This is a genomic window from Pseudomonas citrullilanati, from assembly GCF_030580855.1.
GTDB lineage: Bacteria > Pseudomonadota > Gammaproteobacteria > Pseudomonadales > Pseudomonadaceae > Aquipseudomonas > Aquipseudomonas citrulli.
Genome location: NZ_JAUQOP010000027.1, coordinates 48,300 through 61,442 on the forward strand (window position 1 = coordinate 48,300; position 13,143 = coordinate 61,442).

The following is a 13,143-nucleotide window of genomic DNA, read 5'->3' on the forward strand; positions in this document are numbered from 1 at the left end:
CAGCGCTATCGCGAGCAGGCTCGCTCCCACAGGGACCGCACCTGTGGGAGCGAGCCTGCTCGCGAAGACGGCGATGCAGTCGCTACCGACTCCAAGCCCCGCTCAGACCTGAAACCGCTGCACCAGCGTGCGCAACGAATTCGCCAGCTGCGACAGTTCATGGCTGGACGCGCTGGTCTGGTCAGCCCCCGTGGCCGAACGCACGGACAGGTCGCGGATGTTCACCAGGTTACGGTCAACCTCACGGGCCACTTGTGCCTGCTCTTCCGCGGCGCTGGCGATCACCAGGTTGCGTTCGTGAATCTCGCTGACCGACGTCGTGATGGTTTGTAGCGCCTCTCCCGCCCGCTCCGCCAGCGCCAGGGTGCTGGCGGCGCGGCTGGAGCTGGCCTGCATGGAGTCCAGCGCCTGGCTGGCACCGCTGCGCATGCCCTGGACCATCTGCTCGATTTCCTGGGTCGATTGTTGCGTGCGATACGCCAGGGCGCGGACCTCGTCCGCCACCACCGCAAAACCGCGCCCGCTCTCCCCGGCCCTGGCCGCCTCGATGGCCGCATTGAGGGCCAGCAGGTTGGTCTGCTCGGCAATCGCCCGGATCACGTCCAGCACCTTGCCGATATCCTGCGACTGGTTGGCCAGGGATTGCACCAGGTCGCCCGTGACCTGCACGTCGCTGGCCAGGGCCCCAATGGCGTCCACCGTGTCACTGACTCGCTGCTGCCCGAGGGACGCCGACTCACTGGACTGGCGCGTGGCATCGGAGGTGGACACCGCGTTGCGGGCGACCTCCTCCACGGCGGTGGTCATTTCGGTGACGGCGGTGGCCGCCTGTTCGATTTCATTGTTCTGTTGCTGCAGGCTGCGGGTGCTGTCGAGGGTCACCGCGTTCAGCTCATCGGCAGCGGTGGCCAATTGCGTTGCCGAACCGCTGATGTTCTGCAGGGTTTCACGCAGGTTCAGTTGCATGGTCGCCAGCGCCTTGAGCAGGCGGCTCACTTCGTCGCTGCCGTGGGTTTCGATGGGCCGGGTCAGGTCGCCCCGGGCCACATGCTCCGCCGCATTCAATGCCTCGCCCAGGGGCTTGACGATACTGCGGGTCAGCAACATCGCCAGGACCACCGTGGCCAGGGCCGCGAGCACGATGAACAGGCTGACGATCATCCGGGAATTGACGTAGTGCTCCTGGGATTTCTGGCTCTCCAGGGACACCTGCTGGGAAAACAACTGCGCCAGGTCGTTGAGCTGCTTGCCGGAACCGTCCACCACGGTCTTCATGTCCACCAGTAACAGCTTGATCAGGTCTTCCCGCCGGCCCTGCTCCGCCAGCGTAAAGGACTGGGCGATACCGGCGCGGTAAGCGGCGAAGGTTTGCTTGAACTGATCGTAGAGCGCCTTGCCCTCAGGGGTGACGACCAGCTTGTCATAAGCGGCGATTTTCTCGCTCAACTCCTTGTCCCGCGTGTCCATTTGCCCACGGTACACCGAGATGTTCTTCGGGTCCTCGTCCAAGGCCATGCGCAGGGAAATCGTGCGGATGCGCAACATCAGCTCACGAATCTCGTCACCGCCGCGAATACTGGGCAGCCATTGGGTTTCCACCGCCACTTCGCTGTCGCGGATACTCGACATCTGGCCCAGCGCAAACACCCCGAGCAACGCCACCAGGACGGCGATCAAGGCAAAACCCAATGCGGCGCGGGGGGCGATATTCAGCTGGCGAAGAGACATAACGGGGCTGCCTTTTTGTTATTGGCCTGAAAGGGGGCGATCGGTCCAGCCCCGGTCGTTGGATTATCGGCTAGTTGTACGACAACTTAAGACTTCAGGCCTTTTTTGCAGGCAAAAAAAATCCCCGTATCTTTCGATACGGGGATTTTCTATATGGTCGGGGTAAGGGGATTCGAACTCCTGACATCCTGCTCCCAAAGCAGGCGCGCTACCGGACTGCGCTATACCCCGGTAAAAAAAAGGCGACCTCAACAAGTCGCCTTCCTCGATCAGCGCTTTTGGCCTCTGATCTTAAGATTCGATTCCAGCGAACTGGTCTCAAAAATGGTGGGTCGTGTGGGATTCGAACCTACGACCAATTGGTTAAAAGCCAACTGCTCTACCAACTGAGCTAACGACCCAAATATGGTCGGGGTAAGGGGATTCGAACTCCTGACATCCTGCTCCCAAAGCAGGCGCGCTACCGGACTGCGCTATACCCCGATTGAAATGGCTCCGTGACCAGGACTCGAACCTGGGACCCAATGATTAACAGTCATTTGCTCTACCGACTGAGCTATCACGGAACTGATATTTCAAGTTACTGCTGTTACAACGTTGAAGCCAGCTTCAACCTCTTCAACCTGTTCGCATCGCTGCGTTCATGTGTCTGAGGCGCGCTATTCTACAATCTTCAAAACCTCTGTCAACCCCTTAAATTGCTTTCAAGACAATGATTTGCAACTTATTTTCGGTTGCTTCCCAGTGGAAGTCGCCGTGGGGGTGACGTACTGCGGGGCGCACTTTACAAGCCTTTTCCTTTGAGTTCAACGGCCTGATGAAAAAAATGGCCTCGCACAGCGAGGCCATTCCCATTGCAAGCCGTGGCGGCTTTCAGTTGAAAACGATTTCGTCGTTCTCGACCACGCCGGTCACGGTTTCGCCTGGCATGAAGCGACCCGACAGGATCAACTGCGCCAGCGGGTTTTCGATCCAGCGCTGGATGGCCCGTTTCAGCGGCCGTGCGCCATAGACCGGGTCGTAACCCACCGCGATCAACTTGTCCAAGGCCTCGTCGCTCAATTGCAGCTTCAGCTCGCGCTCGGTGAGGCGGCTGCGCAGGCGACCCAGCTGGATCTCGGTAATGCCGGCGATCTGGTCGCGGGCCAGTGGCTCGAAAATCACCACCTCGTCGACCCGGTTGATGAACTCCGGCCGGAAGTGGGTGGAGATCGCGTCCATCACCGCCGCCCGTTGCGCCTCGCGGTCCCCCACCAGTTCCTGGATCTGTGCCGAGCCGAGGTTGGAGGTCATCACGATCACGGTGTTGCGGAAGTCCACCGTACGCCCGTGGCTGTCGGTCAGGCGGCCGTCCTCCAGCACTTGCAGAAGGATGTTGAACACGTCCGGATGCGCCTTCTCGACCTCATCGAGCAGGATCACCGAGTAAGGCTTGCGCCGTACCGCCTCGGTCAGGTAGCCGCCCTCCTCGTAGCCAACGTACCCCGGTGGGGCACCGATCAACCGCGCCACGGAATGTTTCTCCATGAACTCGGACATGTCGATGCGCACCATGGCCTCTTCGGTGTCGAAGAGAAACTCGGCCAGCGCCTTGCACAGCTCGGTTTTACCGACACCGGTCGGGCCGAGGAACATGAACGAACCACTGGGCCGGTTCGGGTCCGACAACCCGGCACGGGACCTGCGCACCGCGTTGGCCACGGCCACCACGGCCTCTTCCTGGCCGATCACGCGCTGGTGCAGCAGGCTTTCCATCTTCAACAGCTTGTCGCGCTCGCCTTCGAGCATTTTCGACACTGGGATACCCGTCCACTTGGACACCACTTCGGCGATTTCTTCCTCGGTGACCTTGCTGCGCAGCAACTGGTTTTCGCTCTTGCCGTGCTGGTCGACCATTTGCAGGCTGCGCTCCAGGTCCGGTATCACCCCGTACTGCAGCTCGGCCATGCGGTTGAGGTCGCCTTTGCGGCGGGCCGCTTCCAGCTCCTGGCGGGACTGCTCGATCTTCTGCTGGATCTGCGCCGAACCCTGGACCTCGGCTTTTTCCGAGTTCCAGATTTCCTCGAGATCGGAATACTCGCGCTCATGGCGAACGATTTCTTCCTGCAACCTTTCCAGGCGTTTCTTCGCCGCTTCGTCGCTTTCTTTCTTCAGGGCCTGGGATTCGACCTTGAGTTGGATCAGCCGCCGTTCCAGGCGATCCAGCACTTCCGGCTTGGAGTCGATTTCCATGCGGATGCGGCTGGCGGCCTCGTCGATCAGGTCGATGGCCTTGTCCGGCAACTGGCGGTCGGTGATGTAGCGGTGGCTGAGCTTGGCCGCCGCGATGATCGCGCCATCGGTGATCGCCACCTTGTGGTGAACCTCGTACCGCTCCTTGAGGCCGCGCAGGATGGCGATGGTGTCTTCTTCGCTCGGTTCCTCCACCAGCACTTTCTGGAAGCGTCGTTCGAGGGCCGCGTCCTTCTCTATGTATTGGCGATATTCATTGAGCGTGGTCGCGCCAACGCAGTGCAGTTCGCCACGGGCCAGTGCCGGTTTGAGCATGTTGCCAGCGTCCATAGAGCCTTCGCCCTTGCCCGCGCCGACCATGGTGTGCAGTTCGTCGATGAACAGGATGATCTGCCCTTCCTGCTTGGACAGTTCATTGAGCAACGCCTTGAGCCGCTCTTCGAATTCGCCACGGTACTTGGCGCCGGCGATCAGCGCGCCCATGTCCAGGGACAGCAGGCGCTTGCCCTTGAGGCCGTCCGGGACTTCGCCATTGATGATGCGCTGGGCCAGGCCTTCGGCAATGGCAGTCTTGCCCACGCCGGGTTCACCGATCAGCACCGGGTTGTTCTTGGTCCGGCGCTGCAGCACTTGCACCGTGCGGCGGATTTCGTCGTCGCGACCGATCACCGGGTCGAGCTTGCCTTCCTCGGCGCGCTTGGTCAGGTCGACGGTGTATTTGTCCAGCGCCTGGCGGGATTCCTCGTGGTTGGCATCGTTGACCGCTTCGCCGCCGCGCAGGTTGTTGATGGCATTTTCCAGGGCTTTCTTGCTGACGCCCTGGCCGAGCAGCAATTTGCCCAGCTTGCTGTTCTCGTCCATGGCGGCGAGCAACACCAGTTCGCTGGAAATGAATTGGTCGCCCTTCTGCTGGGCCAGGCGGTCGGCCTGGTTGAGCAGCCGCGCCAGGTCCTGGGACATGTTCACGTCACCGGTCGGATTCTGGATCTTGGGCAGTTGGTCGAGCTCTTTCGCCAGCTCCTTGCGCAGGCTGTTGACGTCAAAGCCCACCTGCATCAGCAGGGGCTTGATGGAGCCGCCTTGCTGTTCGAGCATGGCCTGCATCAAGTGCGCCGGTTCGATACCGGGATGGTCCAGCCCGACGGCCAAGGACTGGGCGTCGGACAGGGCCAACTGTAATTTGCTGGTTAAACGATCAATTCGCATGGGTCACCTTCCTATTGGGCAGGCCGGACCGAAACACATCCTGAATGAAGAAACCTGCCAGATACCCTTATAGATGTGGCCGATTCTGGAAGATTCAAGCCGGGCGCCCTTGATGCAGATCAGAGAAGTCTAGCGCTCGATCCAGACCAGCGAGGCGAAGCGACCGGTGCGCGGGCTGCGGCGGTAGGAGAAGAAGCGCGAATCGGTCACGGTGCACAAGCCGCCACCGTAGACCGCCATGACACCACGCGCCGCCAGCCGCAAGCGCGCCAATGCATAGATGTCGGCGAGGAACTTGCCGGCGTTGTGGCTGGGGACGAAGGCTTGCGTCGCATCGGGCAATGGGGCGGTGAAGGCTTCACGCACTTCCGGGCCGACTTCGAAAGCCTGCGGGCCGATGGCCGGGCCGAGCCAGGCAAGGACCTGGTCGGCGGGCACCTGGAGGCTGTCGAGGGTCGCTTCCAGCACGCCGTTCGCCAGCCCTCGCCAACCGGCATGGGCCGCCGCGACCCGGGTCCCGGCGCGGTTGCAGAACAGCACGGGCAGGCAGTCCGCGGTCATCGCCGCGCAGGCGATGCCTGGCGTCGCTGTCCAGCTGGCGTCGGCGGTGGCCACCCGGGTCGGATCAGCCTCGACCACGGCAATCCCATGCACCTGCTGCAGCCAGGCCGGACGCATGGCGAACCGCTCGGTGAGACGGCGACGGTTCTCGGCAACGGCCGCCGGGTCGTCGTCCACGTGGTCGCCAAGGTTGAGGCTGTCGAACGGCGCGAGGCTGACGCCGCCCGCACGGGTGGTGACACAGGCCTTGACCCGGTCCGGCGCGGGCCAGTCGGGGCTCAGCCAGTCACTCATCCGATGAACGCCTCGCGGTCCTGCTTGAGCAACGTCAGCAGCCAGACGAAGTCATCCGGCAGTGGCGACTCCCAGCTCATGCGCTTGCCGGTGGTCGGATGGTCCAGTTCCAGGAAACGCGCATGCAGCGCCTGGCGCGGGAAGTTCTTCAGGGATTCGACCATGGACGGGTTGGCGGCCGGCGGAATGCGGAAACGCCCGCCATAGGCCGGATCGCCCACCAACGGGAAGTTGATGTGGGCCATGTGCACGCGGATCTGGTGGGTACGGCCGGTTTCCAGCTTGACCCGCACGTGGGTGTGGGAACGGAAACGCTCCAGCACGCGGTAATGGCTGACCGCCGGCTTGCCGCCTTCCATCACCGCCATGCGCTGGCGCTGCTGGCCGTGGCGGCCGATCGGGGCGTTGATCTTGCCGCCGGCGGTGACCACGCCGATGACGATGCACTCGTAGATGCGGCTGACGCTGCGGCTTTGCAGTTGCGCGACCAGTTGTGTCTGCGCCTGGATCGTCTTGGCCACCACCATCAGGCCGGTGGTGTCCTTGTCCAGGCGATGGACGATGCCGGCGCGCGGCACATTGATGATGTCCGGGACGTGGTGCAGCAAGGCGTTGAGCAAGGTGCCATCGGCATGCCCGGCCGCCGGGTGCACCACCAGGCCCGCGGGCTTGTTGATGACCAGGATCTCGTCGTCTTCATAGACGATGTCCAGGGCAATGTCCTGGGCGACCCATTCTCCCTGGGCCTCCTGCTCGGCAGTCAGCTCGAGGATGGCGCCGCCATGGACGATGTCGCGTGGGCGGACCACCGCCCCATCCACGGTCAGGCGGCCGTCCTTGATCCAGGCGGAAAGGCGCGAGCGCGAATGCTCGGCGAAGAGTTGGGCGGCGACTTGATCGAGGCGTTGGCCGCCCAATTCGGACGGCACCTCTGCGCGAAGTTCTATTTTATCGGACATGCTCGGACTGGGCGTCGGCACAGCCTTTGGTTTCGGCTGCGCGCTTGTGGTTAAATACGGCGTCTTTTGCCCCGAGGCTTTCAACGGGGCGCTCATCATAACAGGACGGCCCCGCCCAAGACAGCGGCCGTCATAGGGACGCAAGCCGCCATGCAAGTGAAACACCTGCTGCTGATCGCCATCCTCGCATTGACTGCTGCTTGCTCGTCGAAGGAAGTCGTAGACGAAAACCTGAGCGAAGTCGAACTGTACCAACAGGCGCAGAACGACCTGGACAACAACAGCTACACCAGCGCCACAGCCAAGCTCAAGGCCCTGGAGTCGCGGTATCCGTTCGGTCGCTACGCCGACCAGGCCCAGCTGGAACTGATCTACGCCAACTACAAGAACGCCGAGCCGGAAGCAGCGAAATCCGCCGCCGAGCGCTTCATTCGCCTGCACCCGCAGCACCCGAACGTCGATTACGCCTATTACCTCAAGGGCCTGACTTCCTTCGACCAGGACGTCGGCCTGCTGGCGCGCTTCCTGCCGCTGGACATGACCAAGCGCGACCCGGGCGCCGCCCGCGACTCCTACAACGAGTTCGCCCAGCTGACCAGCCGCTTCCCCAACAGCCGCTACTCGCCGGATGCCAAGCAGCGCATGATCTACCTGCGCAACCTGCTGGCCTCCTACGAGATCCACGTGGCGGATTACTACCTGACCCGCCAGGCCTACGTCGCCGCTGCCAACCGTGGCCGCTACGTGGTGGAAAACTTCCAGGAAACCCCTTCAGTGGGTGACGGCCTGGCCGTGATGACCGAGGCGTACCAGCGCCTGCACCTGGACGACCTGGCCGCCACCAGCCTGGAAACCCTGAAGCTGAACTACCCGGACCACCCTTCCCTGGTCGACGGCCAGTTCACCCCGCGTGTGGGCGAAGTGGACAACCGCTCGTGGCTGAGCAAGGCCACCCTGGGCCTGATCGAATCCCGTCCGCCGCTGCCGCCGGGAGAGACCCGCGCCAACCAGGACGTGCAGCGCCAGTTCCAGGATGCCAAGGAAGCCATTCCGAACGAGCTCAAGCCCAAGGATGAAAACGGTGACGTGATCGAAGAGCCGGAGGCTGAAAACCCGTCCGGCGACCGCTCCTGGTTCAGCTACATGACCTTCGGCCTGTTCGACTGAGGCCAAGGCAGCACAAAACAGGGAGACCCGCCGGTCTCCCTGTTTTGTGCCTGGAACCCTGGGTGCTGTGCGCCGCCCCCGTCCCCGGCTAAACTGCCTGACCTCTAGCCAAAAAGCCGCCCATCATGCTTCGTCTATTGTTCTGGATCGCCCTGATTGCCGCCGCGGTATGGTTCTGGCGCAAGCTCAAGGCCAGCGCTGCCGCACCGAACGCATCCCGGGAGCCGGATGCGCCGCCGATGGTCCGTTGCGCCCAGTGCGGCGTGCACCTGCCTCGCGACCGGGCGCTGGTCCTCGAACAACAGTGGTATTGCAGCCAGGCTCACCTCGAGCAAGGCCCGGGCAGCCGTGAGCGCTGAGGCTTCCAGCCCGCGCATCAAACAGACGCAGCGCCTGCTGCGTCTCTACCACCTGTACCGCCTGAGCATCGGCATCACCCTGGTGCTGCTGATCTCCAGCAACATGGACAACCGCCTGCTGGAGTTCGCCAACGACGACTTGCTGCGCAGCGGCAGCTGGTTGTACCTGGTCTTGAACATCCTGCTGGTGGTGTTCCTGGAAAACACCCGCCGCCCGGCCCGGTTGTTCGGCCTGGCATTGGTCGACGTGCTGCTGCTCTCCTGGCTGTTTTTCGTCGCCGGGGGCGCTCCCAGCGCCATTGGCAACCTGCTCATTGTTTCCGTGGCCATCGGCAACACGCTGTTGCGAGGCCGCATCGGCCTGCTGATCGCCGCCGTCGCCACCCTCGGCATCGTCGGTTCGAGTTTCTTCCTCGGGCTGGGCGACGCGAGCCGGCCCAGCAGTTACTTGCAAGCCGGCACCCTCGGAGCGTTGTGCTTCGCCGCCGCCCTGCTGGTACAAGGCCTGACCCGACGCCTGGAGGCCAGCGAGACCCTGGCCGAGCAGCGGGCCAGTGAAGTGGTCGGCCTGGAGGCGCTCAACGCCCTGATCCTGCAACGTATGCGCACCGGCATCCTGGTGCTCGACCGCCAGCGCCGGGTGCAACTGGCCAACGAAAGCGCGCTGAACCTGCTGGGCATGCACGACCTGGTCGGCCAGCCGATCGACGACGGCTCCAGCGCCCTCGTCGAGTGCCTGCAACGGTGGCTGAACAACCCCAGCCTGCGGCCACAGAGCCTCACCGTCCCTGGCACGGGCTTGACGCTGCAACCGAGCTTCATCGCCCTGGGGCATCACGAACAGCATCAGATCCTGGTGTTTCTCGAAGACCTGGCCCAGGTGTCCCAACAGGCCCAGCAACTGAAACTCGCCTCCCTCGGGCGTCTCACTGCCGGCATCGCCCACGAAATCCGCAACCCCTTGGGCGCGATCAGCCATGCCGCGCAATTGCTGCGCGAGTCCGAGGAACTGAACGACGCGGATCGACGTCTGACGCAGATTATTCAAGACCACTCCCAGCGAATGAACCGCGTCATCGAAAACGTCCTGCAACTGTCCCGCCGCCAGCAATCCACGCCCCAGCGCCTCGACCTGCGGACCTGGCTCCAACAGTTCGTCCAGCAAACCCGCGAAAGCATGGCCGGGCACCAGCAGTTGCACCTGGACATCGACCCGGGCGACTACACCACGCTCATGGACCCCGACCAACTGACCCAGGTGCTCGACAATTTGCTGCGCAACGCCTGGCGCCACAGTGCGATGGCCAATGAACAGGCCGAGGCCTGGTTGAAACTGTCCATCGACCCCCGCAGCCAGCTATCCACGCTGGACGTCATCGACAACGGCCCCGGCGTGACGGCCGACCAGCAGGCGCATCTGTTCGAACCGTTCTTCACCACCAGCAGCCAGGGCACCGGCCTTGGGCTCTATCTGTCCCGTGAGCTGTGCGAAAGCAACCAGGCCCGCCTAGACTTCAAGCCACGCCAAGGCGGCGGTTGCTTTCGCATCACTTTTGCTCACGGACGGAAACAGATTTGAATACACGCTCACGGCAACGAATCCTGATCGTCGACGACGAACCGGACATCCGCGAACTCCTGGACATCACCCTGGGCCGGATGAAACTCGACACCCGCAGCGCCAAGAACCTTGCCGAGGCCCAGGCCCTGTTGGCGGACGAGGCCTTTGACCTGTGCCTGACCGACATGCGCCTGCCCGATGGCACCGGCCTGGAACTGGTGCAACACATCCAGCAACGCTACGTCCAGCTGCCCGTGGCGATGATCACCGCCTACGGCAGCCTGGAAACCGCCATCGACGCCCTCAAGGCCGGGGCTTTCGACTTCTTGACCAAGCCGGTCGACCTGACTCGTCTGCGGGAACTGGTCGCCAGCGCCCTGCGCCTGCCAGCGGTTACGCCCCCCGGCGCCACCATCGAGCGCTGCCTGCTGGGCGACTCACCGCCCATGCGCAACGTGCGCAAGCAGATCGAAAAACTCGCCCGCAGCCAGGCACCGGTGTACATCAGCGGCGAATCGGGGTGTGGCAAGGAGCTGGTGGCCCGGCTGATCCACGAACAGGGCCCCCGCGCCAACCAGGGCTTCGTGCCGGTCAACTGTGGGGCGATTCCCACGGAGTTGATGGAAAGCGAGTTTTTCGGCCACCGCAAAGGCAGTTTCAGTGGCGCCATCGAAGACAAGCCCGGGTTGTTCCAGGCGGCCCATGGCGGCACCCTGTTCCTCGATGAAGTGGCCGACCTGCCCCTGGCCATGCAGGTCAAGCTGCTGCGGGCGATCCAGGAAAAAGCCGTGCGCGCCATCGGCGGCCAGCAGGAAGAAGTGGTGGATGTGCGCATCCTCTGCGCCACCCACAAGGACCTCGACGCCGAAGTCGCCGCCGGGCGCTTTCGCCAGGACCTGTACTACCGGCTGAACGTCATCGAGCTGCGCGTCCCGCCCCTGCGCGAACGCCGTGAAGACATCGAGCCACTCGCCAACCACGTGCTCCAGCGCCTGGCGGCCAACACCGGCAGCCCGGCGGTAAAACTTCACCCCCAGGCTTTGGATGCCCTTCGCAACTACCGCTTTCCAGGCAATGTGCGGGAACTGGAAAACATGCTCGAACGGGCCTACACCTTGTGCGAGCACCAGCAGATCGAGGCCGAGGACCTGCGCCTGGCCGACAGCAACAGCGCCGCCGACGCGACCAGCGCCGACCTGGTGCAGGTGGACAACCTGGAAGACTACCTGGAAGACGTCGAACGCAAGCTCATCCTCCAGGCACTGGAAGAAACCCGCTGGAACCGCACCGCGGCGGCCCAGCGGTTGAAGTTGTCGTTTCGATCGATGCGGTATCGGTTGAAGAAACTGGGGCTGGATTGAGCAAGGGCCCAGGCCTGCCTGCCAATGATCGGACTCGGGGGTTGGAGGACGGGTCCGCTCTTGGCCGCGTTCGCGAGCAGGCTCGCTCCCACACGGGGTGGTGGTGGCCTACAGATGCTTGGCCACGCTGGATCCCACAGGAAAAACGCTCCTACAACCGCCCCGCCGGCGCGTAAGGCGCCGGGTCGATCACTGGCTCACGCTCCAGCATTACATCGGTGAACAAGCGGCACGACGCCGGCGCCAGCACCAACCCGTTGCGATAATGCCCGCAGTTCAACCACAGCCCGGCAAACCCCGGGACTTCGCCGATATAGGGAATACCCTCCGGCGACGCCGGTCGCAAGCCCGCCCAATGCCCGACCACTTCGGCATCGGCCAGTGCCGGGATCAACTGTTGGGCCGAGGCCTTCAGGCTCTCCAGCGCCACGTCGGTCGGGGTCTTGTCGAAGCCCTCACGCTCCAGGGTGCTGCCCACCAGGATGTGCCCGTCGCGCCGGGGAATCGCGTAACGGCCCTTGGCCAGGACCATGCTCGACAGAAAATCCGAGGCGCACTTGTACAGGATCATCTGGCCCTTGACCGGCTCCACCGGCAACATCAACCCCAGCGTACCGAGCAGCTCGCCGCTCCAGGCACCCGCGGCCAGCACCACCTGGTCGCCATGAATCGGTCCCGCGGAGCTGTCCACGCCCACGACGCGCTCGCCCTCTCGAATGAACCCGCTGACTTCGCAGTGTTCATGGAGCGTGACACCGGGCATCGCCAGCAAGGCGGCCCTGAGGGATTTCACCAGCCGCGGATTACGCACGTTGGCCACATCGGCCATGTAGATCGCCCGGGAAAAACCCGCGCCCAGCACCGGCACCGCGTCCCGGACCGCAGGGATCTCCACCGCCCGCAGCGGCCGCCCTTCCTGTTCGGCCCAGGCCAGGGCTTGCTCCTGGTCGTCCAGGTCCAGCCAATACAGGCCGGTGACGTGCACTTGCGGATCGACCCCGGTGGCCGCGAACAGGCGCTGCCCCAGCTGTGGATAAAAATCCTGGGACCAATGGGCCAGGGCGGTGACCGCCGGGCTGTAGCGCCAGGGATACAACGGCGAAACGATACCGCCGCCGGCCCATGACGCTTCCTGGCCGACACCGGAACGGTCCAGCAGCACCACGCGCTGCCCTTCGGACGCCAGATTGAACGCCGTCAGCAGGCCGATGACGCCCCCGCCGACAATCACCACTTGCTGTTGCCTGGTCATGTTCTGATTCGACTCATAAGACAGAGGACGCAAGACTGCGCCCGAAACAAGGAAAACCTAACGCCCCCAGCAATCCTTGGTGGTCACCCCGCTGGCGGCGTTGAGCATACTCCGTACCCCCGTGTTGTTGAGGGTGAAATCGCCGCACTTGTCCGTCGCCATGGACGAGCCGCTCTTGCGCACGGCCGTCAGGGTGAAGCTCTGGTCCGTCAGTACAGGGGTGATGGTGTAGAAATCGTTACCGCTGCTCAGGCCTGTCGCGTTGGTGTAGACGTTGTTCTTCGAGTAGTAGCGCTCGAGAATCTGCGCCTGCTCGGACAACAGCCCGGCGATTTCGGTACGCCGGCCCTTCTTCATGTATTCGGTCAGGCTCGGATAGCCGATGGTGACCACGATACCGATGATCGCGATGACGATCATGATTTCGATCAAGGTGAAACCCCGGTTGGATCTGCGCATGCCC

Annotated in this window: 10 protein-coding genes, 4 tRNA genes and 1 pseudogene; 4 read left to right on the forward strand and 11 right to left on the reverse strand. The window is 63.4% G+C overall.

Annotation, left to right across the window (positions count from 1 at the left end):
- Positions 1-102: 102 nt before the first annotated feature.
- The 9 genes and pseudogenes from Q6A48_RS26135 to rluD form a co-directional block, all read right to left on the reverse strand.
- Positions 103-966, reverse strand: a complete 864-nt coding sequence (locus tag Q6A48_RS26135; RefSeq protein WP_369811712.1) for a methyl-accepting chemotaxis protein — start codon at positions 964-966, stop codon at positions 103-105.
- Positions 958-1,728: pseudogene (locus tag Q6A48_RS26140) on the reverse strand (MCP four helix bundle domain-containing protein); the annotation flags it as partial. The pseudogene Q6A48_RS26140 and the gene Q6A48_RS26135, both read right to left, overlap by 9 nt.
- 154 nt (positions 1,729-1,882) lie before the next feature.
- Positions 1,883-1,959 (reverse strand) — tRNA-Pro (locus Q6A48_RS17745).
- Positions 1,960-2,053: 94 nt separating this feature from the next.
- Positions 2,054-2,129 (reverse strand) — tRNA-Lys (locus tag Q6A48_RS17750).
- Positions 2,130-2,134: 5 nt separating this feature from the next.
- Positions 2,135-2,211: transfer RNA gene (locus Q6A48_RS17755), tRNA-Pro, on the reverse strand.
- A gap of 7 nt (positions 2,212-2,218) precedes the next feature.
- A tRNA-Asn gene (locus Q6A48_RS17760) sits at positions 2,219-2,294 on the reverse strand.
- 307 nt (positions 2,295-2,601) lie between these two features.
- A complete protein-coding gene (gene clpB / locus Q6A48_RS17765; RefSeq protein ID WP_304555461.1) occupies positions 2,602-5,166 on the reverse strand; it encodes an ATP-dependent chaperone ClpB in 2,565 nt (854 codons plus the stop codon).
- A 129-nt stretch (positions 5,167-5,295) separates the two neighbouring features.
- A complete protein-coding gene (gene pgeF / locus Q6A48_RS17770) occupies positions 5,296-6,021 on the reverse strand; it encodes a peptidoglycan editing factor PgeF (RefSeq protein WP_304555463.1) in 726 nt (241 codons plus the stop codon).
- Entirely contained in the window at positions 6,018-6,980 is a 963-nt protein-coding gene (gene rluD / locus Q6A48_RS17775) for a 23S rRNA pseudouridine(1911/1915/1917) synthase RluD (RefSeq protein WP_304555465.1), read from the reverse strand. The genes pgeF and rluD overlap by 4 nt, the downstream gene beginning before the upstream one ends.
- 150 nt (positions 6,981-7,130) lie before the next feature.
- Here rluD and Q6A48_RS17780 point away from each other — a divergent pair, with 150 nt between their 5' ends.
- The 4 genes from Q6A48_RS17780 to Q6A48_RS17795 all read left to right on the forward strand — a co-directional run bounded on the left by Q6A48_RS17780 (position 7,131) and on the right by Q6A48_RS17795 (position 11,428).
- Positions 7,131-8,147 carry an outer membrane protein assembly factor BamD gene (locus Q6A48_RS17780; protein WP_304555467.1) on the forward strand — a complete coding sequence of 339 codons (1,017 nt, stop codon included), beginning with the start codon at positions 7,131-7,133 and terminating at the stop codon, positions 8,145-8,147.
- 125 nt (positions 8,148-8,272) lie between these two features.
- Positions 8,273-8,506, forward strand: a complete 234-nt coding sequence (locus tag Q6A48_RS17785) for a PP0621 family protein (protein ID WP_304555469.1) — start codon at positions 8,273-8,275, stop codon at positions 8,504-8,506.
- Positions 8,496-10,085: a two-component system sensor histidine kinase NtrB gene (locus Q6A48_RS17790; protein WP_304555471.1), complete on the forward strand. Its 1,590-nt coding sequence runs from the start codon at positions 8,496-8,498 to the stop codon at positions 10,083-10,085. The genes Q6A48_RS17785 and Q6A48_RS17790 overlap by 11 nt, the downstream gene beginning before the upstream one ends.
- Positions 10,082-11,428 carry a sigma-54-dependent transcriptional regulator gene (locus Q6A48_RS17795; RefSeq protein ID WP_304555473.1) on the forward strand — a complete coding sequence of 449 codons (1,347 nt, stop codon included), beginning with the start codon at positions 10,082-10,084 and terminating at the stop codon, positions 11,426-11,428. The genes Q6A48_RS17790 and Q6A48_RS17795 overlap by 4 nt, the downstream gene beginning before the upstream one ends.
- Positions 11,429-11,579: 151 nt before the next feature.
- Here Q6A48_RS17795 and thiO read toward each other — a convergent pair whose 3' ends face one another.
- Positions 11,580-12,680, reverse strand: coding sequence for a glycine oxidase ThiO (gene thiO / locus Q6A48_RS17800; RefSeq protein ID WP_304555475.1), 1,101 nt, complete (start codon positions 12,678-12,680; stop codon positions 11,580-11,582).
- 57 nt (positions 12,681-12,737) lie between these two features.
- Positions 12,738-13,139 carry a type IV pilin protein gene (locus tag Q6A48_RS17805; protein ID WP_304555478.1) on the reverse strand — a complete coding sequence of 134 codons (402 nt, stop codon included), beginning with the start codon at positions 13,137-13,139 and terminating at the stop codon, positions 12,738-12,740.
- Positions 13,140-13,143: the final 4 nt, after the last annotated feature.